Here is an 18,830-nt window from a genome sequence, read left to right as displayed (position 1 = left end):
TACGGGATGACGGAAACATCATGACCACTCTGGAAGAACGGTTCGGGGACACGCTGGCCAAGCTGTCGGCCCGGCATGACGAGCTGCGCGACGCCCTGGCGACGGGCACGCTGGCGGCCGACGCCTTCACCCGCATGAGCAAGGAATTCGCCGAACTGACGCCGGTGGCGGAGTCCATCGCCGACTTGCGCCGCGCCCGCGCCGACTTGGCCGAGCTCGCCCGCATGGCGGAGGCCGAGAGCGATCCGGAGATGCGGGAGCTGGCGCAGGATGAGCTGGTGCAGGCGGAAAAGGCCATGCCGGCGCTGGAACGCCAGGTCATGCTGGCGCTGCTGCCCAAGGACGCGGCCGACGACAAGAACGCCATGCTGGAGGTGCGCGCCGGCACCGGCGGCGATGAGGCGGCCCTGTTCGCCGCCAACCTGTTCGACATGTACCGCCGCTACGCCGCCATCCAGGGCTGGCGTTTCGAAGTCATGGACATCTCTGAGACCGGCCTGGGCGGCTACAAGGAAGCGATCGCCAGCATCTCCGGCCGGGGCGTGTTCCGCCGGCTGAAGTTCGAATCCGGCGTCCACCGGGTGCAGCGCGTGCCGGCCACGGAAACGCAGGGCCGCATCCACACCTCCGCCGCCACCGTGGCGGTGCTGCCCGAGGCGGAGGAGGTGGACATCCAGATCGATGACAAGGACCTGCGCATCGACGTGTACCGCTCCAGCGGTCCGGGCGGCCAGTCGGTGAACACCACCGACAGCGCGGTACGCATTACCCACCTGCCCACCGGCCTGGTGGTCATCCAGCAGGATGAGAAGTCGCAGCACAAGAACAAGGCCAAGGCCCTGCGCGTGCTGCGCTCCCGCCTCTATGACCAGCAGCGCAGCGCGCTTGACGCCGAGCGCGCGGCCAACCGCAAAAGCCAGGTGGGCAGCGGCGACCGCTCCGAACGCATCCGCACCTACAACTTCCCCCAAGGCCGGGTGACCGACCACCGCATCAACCTGACGCTCTACAAGATCGACAAGGTCATGGCGGGCGAGGCGCTGGATGAGGTGGTGGAGGCGCTGATCGCCCAGGACGAGGCGGAGCGCCTGGCCGAACTGCAGTGACGGCGGCCCTTCCCCTGCGTGATGTATTGAAGGCGGCAGAAGCGCGCCTGGCCGCGGCGGGTTGCGCCAGCCCCCGGCTGGACGTGCGCCTGCTGGCGGAACAGGCCCTCGGCTGGTCGCGGGCCACCCTGTTGCTGGAGGGCGACCGTCCGGTGCCGGCGGACGCCCGCGCGGCCCTGGACGCCCTGGTGGACCGCCGGGCGGCGCGGGAGCCCGTGTCGCGCATCCTCGGTAGGCGGGAGTTCTGGAGTCTGGAGTTCCAGCTGGCGCCCGACACGCTGGACCCTCGGCCGGATACCGAAACCCTGGTGGAGACCGCGCTGCGCCACCTGCCCGATGGCGCGCGGCCCCGCCGCCTGCTGGACCTCGGCACGGGCAGCGGCTGCATCCTGCTGGCGCTGCTCTCGGAACTGACGGGCGCTTGGGGCCTGGGCGTGGACATCGCCCCCGGCGCTGCCCGGGCCGCCGCCGCCAACGCGCGGGCGCTGGGCTATGCGGATCGCAGCGCCTGGATGGTGGGCAGCTGGACGGACGCGCTGGGTGGTGGTGCCAGGTTCGACGCCATCGTCTCCAACCCACCCTACATCCCGGCTGCCGACATCGCCGGGCTGGAGCCTGAGGTGCGGACCTTCGACCCCTTGCGCGCGCTGGATGGCGGGGCGGACGGCCTGGACCCCTACCGCCACCTGGCGCGGGTGGCGGCCGGCCTGCTGCTGCCCGGCGGCATCCTCGCGGTGGAACACGGCAGCGGCCAGGGCGCCGACGTGGCGGCCCTGCTCCAGGCGGGGGGCCTGGATGTGGCGGAGCGGGTGGACGATCTGGCCGGCCACGACCGCGTGGTGGTGGCCAGGCGCCTCGCCTGACCCCCGGCGTGGATGGGGGAACCTGCCCGCATGCGCCGGGAACGCAGGGGCGCATATCCAAAAAAGATGTTGGATTGGCGGGATACAGCGTTTAGGGTCGTTTTGCGTGGTGATGGCCGAAGGGGCGACGCGCCAGGTCCGAAACGGGGAGACACCCGTGTGGGGGCCGGGCTAGCGTTCATGGGCCGATGATGATCACCACGGCATGCCAGTCTGCCCAGCATGGTCGATCCGGTGGCAACCCGGGTACGGAATGGATTCCCGGATCGGATGCGAGTGGCGCGGATGATTAAATCCGCCCCCTTGGCAGAGGCATGCATCGAACTCCAACGGGGCTAGAGCAGCAGTCGGATGAGACAGGGACCGAACTCCAGGCGTTCGCGTGGACGCGGCGGTAACAATGGTGGCAATGCCGGCGGCGGTAACGGCGGCGGCAACAACGGCAACAGTGGTGGCGGCAATCGTCGCCAGAACGTGCCGCTGCGCCACCAGACCTTTGACAGCAACGGTCCGGATGTGCGCATCCGTGGCAACGCCTTCCAGGTGCATGAAAAGTATCTGGCCCTGGCCCGCGACGCGCAGTCGTCCGGCGACCGGGTGGCGGCGGAAAACTACCTGCAGCATGCGGAGCACTATTTCCGCATCATCACGCAGATCAACGAGTCCGAACAGCGCCAGCGCGGTGGCGACCCGCGGGGCTATCAGCCCCAGCCGGGCTACGACGACGCCGATGGCGGCGAACCATCGGACGAGGCCGAGGTCGACGGCTCGTCCGAGGATGAGCGCGAGCCGATGAGCGCCTGATTGCGAAAAGCCCCGCCCACCAGGCGGGGCTTTTTCGCTTCCTCGGGCGCCAGCGGGGCATCCGCGCCTTGGCGTGCCCCCGCTGCGCCCGCTCCGACCCAGGGGAAAAGGCGGCGGGAGGACGGGGGTGCCAGGCTTGCGAGGGCATAGGCCCTATGCGGTGAGAGCGCGCTGATGTCCTTGTCCGCGACAGGACCGGTCGTTATTCTGCGCCTCCGTGAAACAAAAAGACCCACCGCATGGGATCTCGCGTTTCAGAAATGTCGGTCGCATCAGAGTGAAGATCCATGGGCAAGCCGCGCACCCTCTATGACAAGATCTGGGATAGCCATGTCGTCCACCGTCAGGAGGATGGCACCTGCGTGCTCTACATCGATCTCCACCTCGTGCATGAGGTGACCAGCCCGCAGGCCTTCGAAGGCCTGCGCATGGCCGGCCGCAAGGTGCGCCGCCCGTCCGCCACCCTGGCCGTGGCCGACCACAACGTTCCCACCAGCCACGACCGCCTGGCCGGCATCAAGAATGAGGAAAGCCGCATCCAGGTGGAGCAGCTGGCCACCAACACCAAGGAATTCGGCGTCGATTACTACGACATGTCCGACATCCGCCAGGGCATCGTCCACGTGGTGGGGCCGGAGCAGGGGCTGACCCAGCCGGGCATGACCATCGTCTGCGGTGACAGCCACACGGCCACGCACGGCGCCTTCGGCGCTTTGGCCTTCGGCATCGGCACGTCGGACGTGGAACACGTGCTGGCGACGCAGACCCTGCTGTTGAAGCCGTCGAAGAACATGCGCATCACCGTGGATGGCGAGCTGCCCGTGGGCGTGACCGCCAAGGACGTGGTGCTGGCCATCATCGGCAAGATCGGCACTGCGGGCGGCACCGGCCATGTCATCGAGTTCGCGGGTTCCGTCATCCGTGGCCTCAGCATGGAAGGCCGCATGACCATCTGCAACATGGCCATCGAGGCCGGTGCGCGCGCCGGCCTGATCGCCCCGGATGAGATCACGTTCGACTACCTGAAGGGCCGCCCTCAGGCGCCCAAGGCCGCGACCTGGGAACAGGCCGTCAACTGGTGGAAGAGCCTGCCCTCGGACGAGGGCGCGGTGTACGACCGCGAGGTCGTGCTGAAGGCTGAGGACATCGCCCCCATGGTCACCTGGGGCACCAGCCCGCAGGACGTGCTGCCCATCACCGCCACGGTGCCGGATCCGGCCGCCGAAGCGGATGAGCACCGCCGCGCCGCCATGCAGCGCTCCCTGAACTACATGGGCCTGACGGCCGGCACGCCGCTGAATGCCATCCCGGTCGACAAGGTCTTCATCGGCAGCTGCACCAACAGCCGCATCGAGGACCTGCGCGCCGCCGCCAAGGTGGTGGAAGGCCGCCACGTGGCCGACGGCATCTACGCCATGGTCGTCCCGGGCTCCGGCCTGGTGAAGGAACAGGCGGAGGCCGAGGGCCTGGACAAGGTGTTCGTCGCCGCCGGCTTCGACTGGCGTGAGCCCGGCTGCTCCATGTGCCTGGCCATGAACGACGACAAGCTGAAGCCGGGTGAGCGCTGCGCCTCCACCTCCAACCGCAATTTCGAGGGCCGCCAGGGTCCCGGTGGCCGCACTCATCTGGTAAGCCCCGAGATGGCTGCCGCGGCCGCCCTGACCGGCAAGCTGACGGACGTGCGCACGCTCACCTGAGCGGTCGCATCGATGTGATGTGGGCGACGGCGCGGCACCTTCGGGTTCCGCGCCGTTCGTCTTTCAGGCAGTCTTGATCGCTGGGCCCTGCAGGCTGCGTCGCCAACACCCACCGGGTGCTGGCTGAGATCAAGGAACCTGTAACCAAGGAGACGGCGGAATGAGGGAGGACGGCTTTTCCGGCGGTTGCCAGTGCGGCGCCGTGCGCTATCACAGCACCATGGCGGCGGAGGGCGTGCATTTCTGCCATTGCCGCATGTGCCAGCGGGCCGTGGGCAACGTCTTCGCCGCCCTGGCGGTGGTGCGCAAGGAAACGGTGACCTGGACGGGGCAGCCAAGCTTTTACGCCTCCTCCTCCGTGGCGGAGCGGGGCTTCTGCGCCCGGTGCGGTACACCGCTGACCTTCGCCTATCCCGACAGCGACTGGATGAGCTTCACCATCGGCAGCCTGGACGATCCCGAGGCGGCGGTGCCGGAGGTGCACTGCGGGGTGGAAAGCCGCTTGTCCTGGCTGCACGTGCAGGATGGCCTACCGGTGGAATACACCGATTCGAAGGGCGAGCGCCTGCGCGACATGGTCAGCAAACAGGGCGTGTTCTGACCCTTCAGGCAACAACGGGTGGCGCCTCATCTACAACCCATCCACCGGGTTGGTGGCGGGGGCGAAGGGCTGGCCGGCGCGGATCAGGTCCATCCGCGTTTCATATTCGCGCAGGGCCCAGTCCACGCTGGGGAAGGCCAGGTCGGTCCAAGGGATGTCATCCCAGGCGAACAGGGCGACCTCCTGGCTTTCCGGGCCGGCGGCGATCTCGGGATTGACCAGGCGGGCCAAGTAGATCAGTTGCACCTGGCTGATGCGGGGGATGTTGTAGACGGCCAGCAGGGGGCCGATGGCCAGGCGGGCGCCCGCCTCCTCCCACGCCTCGCGGGCGGCGCCATCCTGGGTGGTCTCCCCCAGTTCCATGAAGCCGGCCGGCAGGGTCCAATAGCCGATGCGGGGCGGGATGGCGCGGCGGCACAGCAGGATGCGCTCCTTCCACAAAGCGACGGAGCCCACCACGATCTTGGGGTTGTCGTAGGCGATGTAGCCGCAGTCGGGACAGACCAGCCGTTCCCTGTCTTCCCCCGGCGGTACCGTCACCACGCGGGGCCCGAACGTCGGCACATCGGACATGGGCGCTCTCCCTGGCGTTATCTCCGCCCACTATACCGGGCTTGGCGTCGCTGCGAAGTGCCACAAAGGCTCGGGAAGGCGTACCCAGCGCGAGGCGTGTAGCCCGTGACCGCGGGCGCCCGGCGTTGAAATAAACAAACTCCCGCCCGGCGCCTGAGGAAAACGAACTAAGCCGCGTTACTGGCTTCGGTATGGGTAAGCAGGGCATAGATCGCGTCGGCGGTGTCGGCGCCGCGCAGCTTCTCGCAAAACAGCGGGTTGCGCAGCATGCGTGATACCAGGGCCAGGGCCTTCAGATGATCGGCCCCCGCCGATTCCGGCGCCAGCAGCAGGCAGATCAGGTCCACCGGCTGTTCGTCGATGGAATCGAAATCCACCGGCCGTTCCAGGCGGGCGAACAGGGCGCTGACCTTGGACAGCGTGGGCAGCTTGCCGTGCGGAATGGCGATGCCCCGGCCCACGCCGGTGGTGCCCAGGCGCTCGCGCTCCAGCAGGACGTCGAAGATGGCCCGCTCATGCTGGCCGGTCAGTTCGGCCGCCCGCTTGGCCAGTTCCTGCAGGACCTGCTTTTTTGAAGATGCTTTGAGGTTGGCGACAATGCCGTCCGGCTTCAGAAGCTCGATCATTGGCGTCACAACAAACTGGGACGGCATTGCCACCACACTCGCTAACCCGACATATCGCTTGAAGTTTTATAGGACGGAAAAGTTTATCAAACTTTTCCGTCCAAACCCCCGTTTCCAACCTTCGGCCATCCCCGCCCCCAGGTCAATGGGCCAGGGGCGGGGCCCGGAGGGCTGGATCGCCTGGGGGGGGCACCCTTGTCAGTGGGCGGCCGTGGATTTGCCGTCGGAGGGGTCGACCCAGCCGACATTGCCGTCCGGCCGGCGGTAGACCATGTTCAGGTGGCCGTGCGCGCGGTTGCGGAACAGCAGGGCGGGCAGCTCCGCCAGGTCCATGCGCATCACCGCCTCGCTGACCGTCAGCATGTCGATGTTGGTCTGCATCTCGGCGATGATCATGGGGTGGTGGTCGGCGCCATTGCCGTTCACCTGGTGCCCGCCGTGCGCATGACCGCCTTCATCGGCCTCGTCGTCATGCGCGTCGGCGTTGATGATGTATTTGCGGGCCGGCACGGCGGCTTCCGCCTCGCCATGCACGCGCTGGTGATGGTCGCGCAGGCGTCGCTTGTAGCGCCGTAGGCGCTTGGCCACACGCTCCGCCGCCTCATCGAAGGCGGGGTAGGGTTCCGTGGCTTCGGCATAGGCTTGCAGAAGAATGCCGCGCCCCACGTGGGCCTGAATATCGGCCTTGTACAGATGCGCCTCGCGCGACAGCACGACGGTCGCTTCCAGGGGGCTGCTGAAATATTTCTCCACCAACCCGGTCAGTGTCGTCTCGACATGGGTGCGCAGGGACTCGCCAACGTCTAGCTGCTTGCCTTTGACGATTATATGCATGGCCTGTCCGTCTCGCTTGGTTGGAAGCCAGGAGTGGCGGCGGCGTGTGCCTTGCCGTCGGCCTTTACAATAGCCCGCGGCCGGCCTCTTGCTGCTGGTAAGGCCAGCCGTCATACGCCATCCATCGGGCGCATGGTTCAGATCCCAAGGGCCTTCTCCCGGCGACGCTGGACTGAGGAAGGGATCTTCATGGCTTCACGATACTTGGCGACCGTCCGCCGCGCAATGTCGATCCCCTCATCCCGAAGGATCTCGACCAGGCGGTCATCCGAAAGGATCTCATCCGGCTTCTCGGCGTCGATCAGCACCTTGATGCGGTAACGCACCGCCTCGGCGGAGTGCGAGGCCTGGCCGTCCGCCCCGGAAATGGCTGATGTGAAAAAGTATTTCAGTTCGAACAGCCCGCGCGGCGTGGCCATGAACTTGTTGGTGGTGACGCGGCTGACGGTGGATTCGTGCATGCCGATCGCTTCCGCTATATCCCGAAGGATAAGGGGGCGCAGGAACTGCAAACCGTGCAGGAAGAAGGCATCCTGCTGGCGCACGATCTCCGTCGCCACCTTCAGGATGGTGTTGGCGCGTTGGTGCAGTGACTTCACCAACCAGCTGGCCGACTGAAACTGTTCGGTCAGATACTCCTTGTCCTGCTTGTTGCGGGCGGCTCCCTGGATGCGGGCGTAGTAGCGCTGGTTGACCAGCACGCGGGGAAGGGTGTCGCTGTTCAGCTCCACCAGCCAACCGCCGCCCGGCTGGGCGCGCATGACGATGTCCGGCACCACGGTCTGCACCGGCTCGTGGTCGAAGGCCAGGGCGGGCTTGGGATTCAGCGCCTTGATCTCGCCGACCATGTCGGCCAGGTCCTCGGCATCGACCTGGCAGGCCTTCAGCAGGGCAGGGACGTTGCGGGCGGCAAGCAGGGGCAGGTTGTCCAGCAGGGCCCGCATGCAGGGGTCCAGCCGGTCCAGCTCCCGCAGTTGCAAGGCCAGGCACTCCTTCAGCGATCGGGCGAAAATGCCCACCGGATCCAGGCGCTGAAGCCGTTCCAGAATCGAAATGATCTCGGCTTCCGTACAACCCAGCTGGTCGCCGATCAGGCCGCAGTCGCCGATGAAGTAGCCCGCTTCGTCCAGGTAATCCATCAGCGCGAAGGCCACCATGCGGTCGCGGGCATCCGCGATGTCCATGGTGATCTGTTCGGTCAGGTGGTCGCGCAGGGAGACGGCGCCGGATAGCGTCTGCTCGAACGAGCTCTCGTCATCCTCGAAGCTGCCGCCGCGGCCGGACCAGTTGCCGAAGGCCTCGCCGCCTTCGCCCACCCCGTCGGCGGCCATGTCCACGGCGCTGGAATTGGTCCAGACGTTCTCATAGTCCGTGTCCAGCGGCGCGTCGCTGGACGGTCCCAGCCGGTCGGATGAAGTGAGGTCGGCGGTGTCCCGCACGGGCAGGTCATCGGCGCGCGCGACCGGATCCTCGCGATCCACCCCGTCGGGGGCGGGATCACGGTTCCGCTCGCCATCATCGCGTTCCAGGAGCGGATTCTGCTCCATCTCGCGGTCGACGTAGTCGGCCAACTCCAGGTTCGACAACTGCAACAGCTTGATGGCCTGTTGCAGCTGGGGAGTCATCACCAGCGCCTGGGTCTGCCGAAGATCAAGGCGTTGTTGAAGCGCCATCACCCGCCCGAATAAGAACAGTGGCCCGAAATGGAATCGCGCATTATGCGCTTATACTTAGCTCAGAGACTGAACCGTTCCCCGAGGTACACGCGGCGCACGTCCTTGTGGGCCACGATCTCCGACGGTTCACCCTCCATCAATACCATACCGTCGTGAAGAATGTATGCGCGATCAACGATGTCCAGGGTTTCGCGGACGTTGTGGTCGGTGATCAGCACGCCGATGCCGCGCTCGCGCAGGTGGCTGACCAGCTCACGGATGTCGTTGACGGCGATCGGGTCGATGCCGGCGAAAGGCTCGTCCAGCAGGATGAAGTTGGGCTGCGAGGCCAGCGCGCGGGCGATCTCGACGCGGCGGCGCTCACCGCCCGACAGGGCCAGGGCGGAGGTGCGGCGCAGATGGGTGATGGAGAATTCGGCCAGCAGCTCGTCCAGCGTGGCCTCCCGCTTGTCGCGGTCGGGTTCCACCACCTCCAGCACGGCGCGGATGTTGTTCTCCACCGTCAGGCCGCGGAAGATCGAGGCTTCCTGGGGCAGGTAGCCGATGCCCAGCCGCGCGCGGCGGTACATGGGCAGGTCGGTGACCTCCAGCCCATCCAGGGTGATGGTGCCGTAGTCGGGCATGATCAGCCCGGTCATGATGTAGAAGCTGGTGGTCTTGCCGGCGCCGTTGGGGCCCAGCAGGCCCACAACCTCGCCCCGGCGAACGCTGACGCTGACGTCGCGCAGCACGGGGCGGCCCTTGTAGCTCTTGCCCAGCTTGGTGGCCGTCAGGCCGCTGTTGGGGTTGTCGGACACCAGGCGCGGTCCACCGGCCTTCGTGTCCTTGGGGGGGGCGGCGGTGGCCGGGGCCTTCGCGGATTCGGCGGTCTTGGTCATGGCTTCGCTCCGCCACCGGGGGTCGTGGGCGCCGGGGCCGCCGGCTGGTCGGACTTCTTGGGCATCAGCACGCTGTGCACGCGCCCGCCCTTGACGTTCTCGTCGGGCAGCATGCGGCTGACCCCCGTGGCGTTGTTGACTTCGGCCCGGTGGCCGTTCACCTGGTTCTGACCCTGGGTCAGCTTCACATCGCCGGTCAGGATGGCGATGCGCGTCTTCACGTTATAGGTGCCTTCGCTCCCGCGCGCGATATCTTTGGGCGTGACGATCAGCACGTTGCCCTTGGCATCCATGCGCGTCATTTCCAGCTGCTTGGCGGCGTTCTCTTCCATGATGCCCACCAGCACGTCGGCGCGGATGCGGTCGCCCTTGTCGTTGATCGCCACGGCGTTGCCGCGCGCCACCAGCAGTTGCTGCTGGCGCCAGTATTCCATGGTGTCGCGGGCATAGACCGTGTCGCTGCGGGTGACCATGTGCAAATGGTCGCCGGTCAGCACGGTCACGTCCTGGTCCACGTCATAAACGCCGTGGTCGCCGTAGGCTTGCTGACTGGGCGAGGTCATGACCACCTGGCCATCGGCGGCCATGCGGTACATCTCGGTCGAGCCGTCCTTGGTCTTGCGGTAATAGACCACCAACGTGTCGCAATGGAGGGTGTCCTCCCCGCGCACCACCACGACATGACCGCGCGCCACGGCGGCCAACTGGTCATCGTGCCATTCCATGGTCTCGTCGGAGGTGATGTCGATGGCGCCCGGTGGGGCGGCCGTCACCTCGGTGGGCGTGAAGGGGATCAGGCCCGGCTCACCCGCCACGGCTGGGTTGGGCGCCGGTGGCGCCTTCTTGGCCTTGGTGGCCGCCTTGGCCGGTTTGTCGAGGGTGGTGGCCGCGGCGGCGGCCTCCTCGGCGCGCGACACCGGCGCCAGGGCGAACAAGGCCGTGGCCGCCACCGTCAGGGTGCCGACCACCAGGAGCGGCATCGCCGGGACCGTCTTCATGAACCGGATACTCACGGTTGCTTGCCTCCGGTCCGCTGGGGGGGCGTGGGGAACAGTCCGGGGACGGCGGGCGCATGGCTGTCGGTGTTGCGCTCCTTCTGCACCAGGCGCAGGCGGGCCTTGCCGGTGAAGACGATGGTGCTGCCCTTGTCCGTCATGCGGAAGCCGCCGGCGTCGATGTCGCCGAACGGCCCCTGGCCGGCCACGCGCGCGTTGCCCCAGGCGATATTCTTGCTGGTGTCCACTTCCGCCTTGTCGGTCGTGAACTCATAGCCATGGTCGTGAAACAGAGTGACCCTCCCCTCCAGCGTCAGGTGGCCAGACTGCTTGTCGTACCGCCCGGTGTCCCCGTTCAGGGTCACCCACTGCCCACTCTTTAGCGTGATCTCCGCCTCCGGCGAAACAAGATCGATCAGGTTGTCCTGGCCGCTTTCCTGCATGGCGCGGTCGGCACGCACTTCCACGGGCCGATCGGTCTTGTCCGTGCCCAGGAAATGCGCGTCCAGCATCTCCAACTGGCCGGTGCCGGGATCGGCCGGGCGCGGATTGGTGGTTTCCTTGATCAGGGGCCACAGGGCGATGGCGGCGATGGTCAGGCCGGCGAGGGTGGGCAGCACCACCTTGGCCTGATTGACACGCCGCGTGTGCCGAGCGCTGGCGCGGCCGCGCTGTTCGTTCGGGCGGCTTGCGGCTGCGGCGCCCGGGTTGGCGTTGGGGGCAGGGTTGGCGGCGGAATTGGCCGGGCCTGCCGGCTGCCGAATCCCGCCCGCGTCGCCGTTGTCGGCGCCGGGGTCTTCTGAAGGGGGGGGCAGGGTCATGGTTCCACGGGGTTTGGCCGCCAATTGTGGCGCGGACATGTCCGGCGGGCACCACCACCGGTTTGGGCCCAATCTAACTGAGCCAGGATTCCACGGTCAAATCGTCATGCGCCATCCCCTTTTCCAGGGGGATGGTGCTAGACCCACCCATGCGGGTGGGTCTCTCCCGCCAGCCGCCGTGGGCGGTCTGGCCTCAGTGGGCGAAAATGTCGGGCTCGTCCCAGCCTTCCAGGTCCAGCAGCGCGCGGTGCGGCAGGAAGCGGAAGCAGGCGTCGGCCAGCTCGGTCCGACCCTCGCGCGCCAGCACCGCGTCGAACTTGGCCTTGATCTCATGCAGGTACAGCACGTCGGAGGCGGCGTACTTCAGCTGCTCGGCCGTCAGCTCCTCCGCCCCCCAATCGGAAGACTGCTGCTGCTTGGACAGGTCCACGCCCAGCAGATCGCGGCACAGGTCCTTCAGGCCGTGGCGGTCGGTGTAGGTGCGCACCAGCTTGGAGGCGATCTTGGTGCAGTAGACGGGTGCCGTCACCACGCCCAGGTACTTGTTCAGCACGGCGATGTCGAATCGCGCGAAGTGGAACAGCTTCAGCTGGGCGGGGTTGGTCAGCAGGCGCTTCAGGTTGGGCGCGTCGTACTGGCCCTGGCGCACCTGCACCAGGTGGCAGCGGCCGTCGCCGGACGACAGCTGGATCAGGCACAGCCGGTCGCGGTGCGGGTTCAGCCCCATGGTTTCGGTATCGATGGCCACAACGGGGCCCAGGTCCAGGCCGTCGGGCAAATCGCCGTCATAGAGATCGATGGGCATCAAACCGTCCTTCATGCTGGAGGGGCTGGCGAAACGGGAAGGGCGAAGCCGGGGCGGCGCCGGATAAGCGGACCCCAGAAACGCCGCGGGCCGCCGGCGTTCCAGTGGAACATCGGCGGCCCTGCGACCTTAAACCCGCGCTGAATTGGTGCCCAGGAGAAGACTCGAACTTCCACGACATCTCTGCCACAGGTACCTGAAACCTGCGCGTCTACCAATTCCGCCACCTGGGCAGCGCGGGCCGCCTAATTACGATTATGGATGGGGGCTGTCAACACCCTTCTGCGCGGCCTTTTCATTTTTCCGGAAGCGGGGTGGAAAGGGCGCGCGACGGCCTGTCGGTGCCTTGCCGCCGCTGTCGGGAACGGTGATGTAATCGGATGGGGAAAGGTGGCGCCCGATGGATAAGCGGACCCCAGAAACGCCGCGGGCCGCCGGTTCCGTTTGGAACTCGGCGGCCCTGCGTTGAACCCGCGCTGTAATTGGTGCCCAGGAGAAGACTCGAACTTCCACGACATTTCTGCCACAGGTACCTGAAACCTGCGCGTCTACCAATTCCGCCACCTGGGCAGCGCGGGCCGCTTAAGTACGATTATGGATGGGGGCTGTCAACACTCTTCTTTTGGATGTTTCATTTTTCTGGCGCGCCCACGCCGGCGGGGCCTGGTGCCGGCATGGGCGCCATGCCAGGGCGCCCGCCGGGCCTTGCATTCCAAGCGCCTAGCCCTGGCCCGCCGGCTTCGCTATAAGCTTGGGGCTTCGGCCACCGCCGGCCTTAATGGGATGCGCCCGCGCCCGCATGCGCGAGGGTGCCCCCCGTATATAAGGAGACGGCGGGATCATTCGTCTAAGTGGGCAGAGGNTCTATAGGATGGGCACTAGCATTCGTATCGCCACCGTGTTCGGCGGGGCCGGCTTCATCGGCCGCCATGTCATCCGGCGCCTGGCCAAGACGGGCTGCGTCATCCGCGTGCCCGCCCGCCACCCGGGCGAAGCCGCCTTCCTGAAGACCAACGGCGCCGTGGGCCAGATCGTCCCCATGGCGGTGGACATCGCCGACGACGCCTCTGTCGCCCGCGCCATCGAGGGCGCCGACGTCGTCATCAATCTGATGGGCATCCTGGCCGAGAGCGGCCGCCGCCAGCGTTTCGACCTGGTGCATGCCGAGGCCGCCGGCCGCATCGCACGTCTGGCCAAGGGGGCGGACGTCACCCGCCTGGTGCATGTCTCCGCCCTGGGCGCCGACGCCAATTCCCGCTCCGCCTACGCCCGCAGCAAGGCGGCGGGGGAGCAGGCGGTGCGCGCCGTGTTCCCCGAGGCCACCATCCTGCGCCCCAGCGTGGTGTTCGGGCCCGAGGACAATTTCTTCAACCGCTTCGCCGGCATGGCCCGGACGCTGCCCTTCGTGCCGCTGATCGGCGGCGGCGCCACCCGCTTCCAGCCGGTCTATGTCGGTGACGTGGCCGACGCCATCATCGCCGCCGTGACTCGCACCGGCGCCGAGGGCAAGACCTTCGAACTGGGTGGCCCGCGCGCCTACAGCTTCCGCGAGCTGGTGCAGTTGGTCCTGGACCTGACCGGCCGCAAGACCCGTCTGCTGTCCCTGCCCTGGGGTTTGGCCAGCTTGCAGGCCGGCTTTCTGGAGCTGGTGCCTGGCAAGCCGCTGACCCGCGACCAGGTCACCCTGCTGAAGACCGACAACGTGCTGTCCGGCAAGTTGCCGGGCTTGGCTGACCTGGGCGTCACCCCCACGGGGGCCGAGGTTATCCTGCCCACCTATCTGGATCGCTTCCAGGTTGGTGGCCGTTACGCCAGCCACCGCCAAGGCCCGTCCATGCCCCAGCTGACCAAGGTGGACGCCCACGGCACGCATTACTGATTAGGTTCCCTCAGGCGCCGGGCGCCGGCATCCGCCGGCTTGGCTGTCCTCGGTTTCCAGTCCACTGCGGTCCCCGGAAACCTCCGGCGGATGCGACCGCATCCTGCAGCGACGTGAGGTAGGCCTCATGTCGCTGGTATGAGCTCTCATTGGAAAGGGCGCCTTCCCGGGTGGGAGGCGCCCTTTTTGCTGGCCGATTCGGGTCGCCAGACCTCTCAGATGTAGATCATCCCCAGGACGACGGCGCCCAGGGCCCAGCAGTAGAAGGCGAACGGGCGCATGGCGTTGACCTCATGGCGCTTGAACCAGCGCATCAGGGCCCAGACGGCGCCAAACGCGCAGATGCCCGACGCCACGCCGCCGACGATGGCGCTCTGGATCACGTCGCCCTCCGCCTGGCGCAGCATCTTGGGCACCACCAGGATGGTGGCACCCAGGATGATGGGGGTCGCCAGCAGCATGGAGAAGCGCGCGGCCTCCCCATGCTTCAGGCCGGCCCAGAAGCCCGCCACCATGCTGGCGCCGGACCGGGAGAAGCCGGGGACCAGGGCCAGGGACTGGGCCAGGCCGATCAGGAAGGCCTGGCCGAAACCCAGTTGGGCCAGCGTGCGGTCGCCCCGCCCGCGCAGCCGTTCACCGAAGAACAGCAGGAAGCCGTTCACGATCAGGAAGATGGCGGCGTTCGCCGGGTCGCTGAAGGCGGCGCGCAGCACCTTTTCGAACGCCAGGCCCAGCAGGGCGGCAGGAATGGTGCCGACCACCAGTAGGGCCAGCACCCGGCGATCCTCGCCGCCCTTGACCACGCCGACCAGCAGCTTGACCCAATCGCGCCAGAAGAAGACCAGCAGGGCCACCGCCGTGCCCAGGTGCAGCATCACCATGTAGGGCAGGAAGTGTTCCTTTAGGAATTCCCGATCCAGGCCCCAGCCCAGCAGGAAGGGCGTCAGCACCCCGTGGGCGACGCTGCTGATGGGGAAAAGTTCGGTGATGCCCTGGATGATCGCGAAGATCAGGGTCTGCAAAAAAGACATGGCGCCTCAACGTCTAGGGGCGAAGGGCGGCCCGACGGGGCCGGGCCAACGGCGTGGCCGCCTGCTTATAGCAGCGGTCACGGCACCCCGCGATATCCCGATCGCGCACGGCGTGGCGGGGGCTGAAACGAATTCTCAATATCAGTATTCAATAAAATCAATACGATGGTGATATTTAGTAAACTAATACGTACCATATTCCGCGACAGCGAACGGGCTAGTCACCGCTTTTCCACACCGGAGTCCATCGCCTGACGAACAAAAGGTCAGTATTGCTGACGCAACGTGAAAAAAGTGCTGGAGCGGTGGGTGGGAACGACTTATATGAACTCGGCGCACCTGCTTGTGCGCAAGCCCGTGACCCGCGCGACCTGGCGGAGGGGACGGGGCAAATGGGGAACACCCCTCCGGCCGCCGCATCCGGCAGGGGAAAGGATTATGGGACCGCCGATCCGGGAGCGACGCCCCGGACGGCCAGAGCACGAAGGATCAAGGCCATGGCGCAGAAGCAGCAGATGCTCCAGTTCGTCCGCACGGACCAGCAAATGCCTGATAAACGCGAGCCCGCGCTGCGCCGGCAGGATTTTGATGAGATCTATGCCCGCTTCGCCGACGACCAGGCCGTCACCCAGTCCTCCCGCTGCTCCCAGTGCGGCGTGCCCTTCTGTCAGGTGCACTGCCCTGTTTCCAACAACATCCCCGATTGGCTGAAGCTGACGGCCGAAGGCCGGCTGGAAGAGGCCTACGAGGTGTCGCAGGCCACCAACAACTTCCCCGAAATCTGCGGCCGCATCTGTCCGCAGGACCGCCTGTGCGAGGGCAACTGCACCATCGAGCAGTCGACCCACGGCACGGTCACCATCGGGGCGGTGGAGAAGTACATCACCGACACCGCCTGGGAACGCGGTTGGGTGAAGCCGGCCGCCCCCGTGCGCGAGCGGCCGCAGAGCGTCGGCATCATCGGCGCCGGCCCCGCCGGCCTGGCCGCCGCCGACCAGCTGCGCCGCAAGGGCTACCAGGTGCATGTCTACGACCGCTACGACCGCGTGGGCGGCCTGCTGATCTACGGCATCCCCGGCTTCAAGCTGGAGAAGGACGTGGTGGAACGCCGCGCCAAGCTGCTGGCCGACGCGGGTGTGAAGTTCCACCTGGGCTTCGAAGTCGGCCGCCACGCCACCCTGGGCCAGTTGCGCGTGCAGCACGACGCCATCCTGATCGCCACCGGCGTCTACAAGGCGCGTGAGCTGGAAGGCCCGGGCAGCGGCGTGGACGGCATCGTCCCCGCCCTGGACTACCTGACCGCCAGCAACCGCACCGGCCTGGGCGACACGGTGGTGGATTACGAGAATGGCCGCCTGAACGCCAAGGGCAAGAACGTTGTCGTCATCGGCGGCGGCGACACCGCCATGGACTGCGTGCGCACCGCCATCCGCCAGGGGGCGAAGTCGGTGAAGTGCCTGTACCGCCGCAACCGCGCCAACATGCCCGGCAGCCAGCGCGAAGTGGCCCACGCCGAGGAAGAGGGCGTGGAATTCGTGTGGCAGGCCGCCCCGGACGCCTTCCTAGGCGACCGCCAGGTGACGGGCGTGCGCGCCCACCGCATGCACATGGGTGTCGCCGACGCCTCCGGCCGGCAGACGCCCCAACCCATCGAGGGCTCGGCCTTCACGCTGGAGGCCGACCTGGTGATCAAGGCCCTGGGCTTCGATCCGGAGCCGCTGCCCACCCTGTTCGGGGAGCCGGGCCTGAAGGTCAGCCGCTGGGGCACCGTCATGGCCGACCCGCGCACCCTCATGACCAACCTGGAGGGCGTGTTCGCCGCCGGCGACATCGTGCGTGGCGCCTCCCTGGTCGTCTGGGGCATCCGCGACGGCCGCGACGCCGCCGCCGGCATCCATAACTACATCACCGCCCGCGCCGCCGCGGGCGCGCTGGCCGCCGAGTAAGGGGGATTTGAGATGAGCGAGATGATCGAGAACGGCAGCCCCCTGGTGAACGCCCCCGAGACCGGCGCCGAGTTCGTGGAGCGTTACCACGCCGCCGCCCGCCGCCTGGAGGATGCGCACGTCTGGTCGCCGGAGATGGAGCATGACGCCTGCGGCGTGGGCTTCGTCGCCGCCCTGGACGGCAAGCCCCGCCGCTCCGTCGTGGAGAAGGCGGTGGAGGCGCTCAGCGCCCTGTGGCACCGCGGCGCGGTCGACGCCGACGGCAAGACCGGCGACGGTGCCGGCATCCACCTGCAGATCCCGCAGAGCTTTTTCCGTGAGCATGTGGCCCGCAGCGGCCACCTGCCGCCCGATGGGCTGATCTCCGTCGGCCAGGTCTTCCTGCCCCGCACCGACATGGAGGCGCAGGAGCGCTGCCGCTGCATCGTCGAGACGGAAATCCTGAAGTTCGGCTACACCATCTATGGCTGGCGCCAGGTTCCCATCAACATCGAGATCATCGGGGAAAAGGCCAACGCCACCCGGCCCGAGATCGAGCAGATCATGGTCGGAAATCCGCGCAACGTGCCGGAAGACCAGCTGGAACGGGACCTGTACGTCATCCGCCGCCGCATCGAGAAGGCGGTGAAGGCGGAGAGCATCAGCGACTTCTACATCTGCACGCTGTCCTGCCGCTCCATCATCTACAAGGGCATGTTCCTGGCGGAACAGCTGACCTCCTTCTATCCGGACCTGCTGGACGAGCGCTTCGAGTCCAACTTCGCCATTTACCACCAGCGCTATTCCACCAACACCTTTCCCACCTGGTGGCTGGCCCAGCCCTTCCGCATGCTGGCGCACAACGGCGAGGTCAACACGCTGCGCGGCAACGTCAACTGGATGAAGGCGCATGAGACCCGCATGGGTCACGAGATCTTCGGCAACCTGATCGAGGACGTGAAGCCCATCATCCCGGCCGGCGGATCGGACAGCGCCTGCCTGGACGCGGTGTTCGAGGTGCTGGTGCGCTCCGGCCGCTCCGCCCCCATGGTCAAGACCATGCTGGTGCCGGAGGCTTGGTCAGACCGCGAGACCATGCCGCAGAACCACCGCGACCTGTACAGCTACGCCAACGCGGTGATGGAGCCGTGGGACGGCCCCGCCGCGCTGGCCATGTATGACGGCCGCTGGGTCGTGGGCGGCATGGACCGCAACGGCCTGCGCCCCATGCGCTACGTCGTCACCGGCGATGGCCTGCTGATCGCCGGCTCCGAGACGGGCATGGTGAAGGTCGAGGAATATTCGGTGCGGGAGAAGGGCCGCCTGGGCCCGGGGCAGATGATCGCCTTGGACCTGGCGGAGGGCCGCCTCTACAAGGACCGGGAGATCAAGGACACCCTGGCCGCCGGCAAGCCCTACGGCAGCTGGGTGCGCCACATCACGGCGCTGGACGACCTGGTGAAGGGGGCGCCCGCCGCCACGGCCGAACTCAGCCGCGACCAGCTGCGCCGCCGCCAGGTGGCCTACGGCATCTCCATGGAGGATGTGGAGACCATCCTGCATCCCATGGTGGAGGATGCGAAGGAGGCCGTGGGCTCCATGGGTGACGACAGCCCGTTGGCGGTATTGTCCGACCGCTACCGTGGCCTGCACCACTATTTCCGCCAGAACTTCAGCCAGGTCACCAACCCGCCCATCGACAGCCTGCGCGAGCAG

The 18,830-nt window shown here is 67.1% G+C and carries 17 protein-coding genes and 2 tRNA genes; 8 read left to right on the top strand and 11 right to left on the bottom strand.

The window, feature by feature from the left end; translation table 11 throughout:
• Nucleotides 1-20: 20 nt before the first annotated feature.
• The 5 genes from prfA to I55_RS29445 all read left to right on the top strand — a co-directional run bounded on the left by prfA (nucleotide 21) and on the right by I55_RS29445 (nucleotide 5,071).
• Nucleotides 21-1,106 (top strand): peptide chain release factor 1, encoded by a 1,086-nt coding sequence (prfA, locus tag I55_RS29465; RefSeq protein WP_044564286.1) that lies wholly within the window; start codon nucleotides 21-23, stop codon nucleotides 1,104-1,106.
• The gene (gene prmC, locus I55_RS29460) at nucleotides 1,103-1,969 is read left to right on the top strand and encodes a peptide chain release factor N(5)-glutamine methyltransferase (RefSeq protein ID WP_199902765.1); all 867 of its coding nucleotides are present in this window, start codon (nucleotides 1,103-1,105) and stop codon (nucleotides 1,967-1,969) included. Before prfA ends, prmC begins: the two co-directional genes overlap by 4 nt.
• 351 nt (nucleotides 1,970-2,320) lie before the next feature.
• Complete coding sequence (locus I55_RS29455; RefSeq protein WP_044564285.1) at nucleotides 2,321-2,773, top strand: DUF4167 domain-containing protein; 453 nt, start codon at nucleotides 2,321-2,323, stop codon at nucleotides 2,771-2,773.
• A gap of 287 nt (nucleotides 2,774-3,060) precedes the next feature.
• Complete coding sequence (gene leuC, locus I55_RS29450) at nucleotides 3,061-4,470, top strand: 3-isopropylmalate dehydratase large subunit (protein ID WP_044564284.1); 1,410 nt, start codon at nucleotides 3,061-3,063, stop codon at nucleotides 4,468-4,470.
• Between the two features lie 160 nt (nucleotides 4,471-4,630).
• Complete coding sequence (locus I55_RS29445; protein ID WP_044564283.1) at nucleotides 4,631-5,071, top strand: GFA family protein; 441 nt, start codon at nucleotides 4,631-4,633, stop codon at nucleotides 5,069-5,071.
• A gap of 30 nt (nucleotides 5,072-5,101) precedes the next feature.
• On the opposite strand, the gene I55_RS29440 is transcribed toward I55_RS29445, so the two are convergent.
• The 10 genes from I55_RS29440 to I55_RS29395 all read right to left on the bottom strand — a co-directional run bounded on the left by I55_RS29440 (nucleotide 5,102) and on the right by I55_RS29395 (nucleotide 12,849).
• The gene (locus I55_RS29440) at nucleotides 5,102-5,644 is read right to left on the bottom strand and encodes an NUDIX hydrolase (protein WP_044564282.1); all 543 of its coding nucleotides are present in this window, start codon (nucleotides 5,642-5,644) and stop codon (nucleotides 5,102-5,104) included.
• Between the two features lie 167 nt (nucleotides 5,645-5,811).
• Complete coding sequence (gene ptsN / locus I55_RS29435; protein ID WP_044564281.1) at nucleotides 5,812-6,270, bottom strand: PTS IIA-like nitrogen regulatory protein PtsN; 459 nt, start codon at nucleotides 6,268-6,270, stop codon at nucleotides 5,812-5,814.
• Between the two features lie 198 nt (nucleotides 6,271-6,468).
• Nucleotides 6,469-7,104, bottom strand: coding sequence for a ribosome hibernation-promoting factor, HPF/YfiA family (gene hpf, locus I55_RS29430; RefSeq protein WP_044564280.1), 636 nt, complete (start codon nucleotides 7,102-7,104; stop codon nucleotides 6,469-6,471).
• A 137-nt stretch (nucleotides 7,105-7,241) separates the two neighbouring features.
• Nucleotides 7,242-8,777, bottom strand: coding sequence for an RNA polymerase factor sigma-54 (rpoN, locus tag I55_RS29425; RefSeq protein WP_044564279.1), 1,536 nt, complete (start codon nucleotides 8,775-8,777; stop codon nucleotides 7,242-7,244).
• 62 nt (nucleotides 8,778-8,839) lie between these two features.
• Nucleotides 8,840-9,658 (bottom strand): LPS export ABC transporter ATP-binding protein, encoded by an 819-nt coding sequence (gene lptB / locus I55_RS29420; RefSeq protein WP_044564278.1) that lies wholly within the window; start codon nucleotides 9,656-9,658, stop codon nucleotides 8,840-8,842.
• The gene (locus I55_RS29415) at nucleotides 9,655-10,671 is read right to left on the bottom strand and encodes an LptA/OstA family protein (RefSeq protein ID WP_148294042.1); all 1,017 of its coding nucleotides are present in this window, start codon (nucleotides 10,669-10,671) and stop codon (nucleotides 9,655-9,657) included. Before I55_RS29415 ends, lptB begins: the two co-directional genes overlap by 4 nt.
• Complete coding sequence (gene lptC / locus I55_RS29410; RefSeq protein ID WP_044564277.1) at nucleotides 10,668-11,474, bottom strand: LPS export ABC transporter periplasmic protein LptC; 807 nt, start codon at nucleotides 11,472-11,474, stop codon at nucleotides 10,668-10,670. The genes I55_RS29415 and lptC overlap by 4 nt, the downstream gene beginning before the upstream one ends.
• Nucleotides 11,475-11,667: 193 nt before the next feature.
• Nucleotides 11,668-12,279 (bottom strand): ribonuclease D, encoded by a 612-nt coding sequence (locus I55_RS29405; RefSeq protein WP_044564276.1) that lies wholly within the window; start codon nucleotides 12,277-12,279, stop codon nucleotides 11,668-11,670.
• A gap of 146 nt (nucleotides 12,280-12,425) precedes the next feature.
• Nucleotides 12,426-12,512: transfer RNA gene (locus tag I55_RS29400), tRNA-Leu, on the bottom strand.
• Nucleotides 12,513-12,762: 250 nt separating this feature from the next.
• Nucleotides 12,763-12,849, bottom strand: a tRNA-Leu gene (locus I55_RS29395).
• A 301-nt stretch (nucleotides 12,850-13,150) separates the two neighbouring features.
• On the opposite strand from I55_RS29395, the gene I55_RS29390 reads away from it, so the two are divergent.
• Nucleotides 13,151-14,158 (top strand): complex I NDUFA9 subunit family protein, encoded by a 1,008-nt coding sequence (locus I55_RS29390; RefSeq protein ID WP_044564275.1) that lies wholly within the window; start codon nucleotides 13,151-13,153, stop codon nucleotides 14,156-14,158.
• 215 nt (nucleotides 14,159-14,373) lie between these two features.
• Here the strand turns inward: I55_RS29390 and I55_RS29385 are convergent, their stop codons facing one another.
• Complete coding sequence (locus I55_RS29385) at nucleotides 14,374-15,189, bottom strand: undecaprenyl-diphosphate phosphatase (protein WP_044564274.1); 816 nt, start codon at nucleotides 15,187-15,189, stop codon at nucleotides 14,374-14,376.
• Nucleotides 15,190-15,686: 497 nt separating this feature from the next.
• Here I55_RS29385 and I55_RS29380 point away from each other — a divergent pair, with 497 nt between their 5' ends.
• Both I55_RS29380 and I55_RS29375 read left to right on the top strand, forming a co-directional pair.
• Nucleotides 15,687-17,135: an NAD(P)-dependent oxidoreductase gene (locus tag I55_RS29380; RefSeq protein ID WP_044564273.1), complete on the top strand. Its 1,449-nt coding sequence runs from the start codon at nucleotides 15,687-15,689 to the stop codon at nucleotides 17,133-17,135.
• A gap of 12 nt (nucleotides 17,136-17,147) precedes the next feature.
• Nucleotides 17,148-18,830: glutamate synthase central domain-containing protein (locus I55_RS29375; protein ID WP_376739214.1), on the top strand; the 1,683-nt coding region annotated here is incomplete at its 3' end.

Source organism: Azospirillum sp. B4 (genome assembly GCF_000333275.1).
GTDB lineage: Bacteria > Pseudomonadota > Alphaproteobacteria > Azospirillales > Azospirillaceae > Nitrospirillum.
The sequence above is the reverse complement of the archived record's forward strand: the minus strand, read 5'-3'. Positions and strand labels throughout refer to the sequence as shown.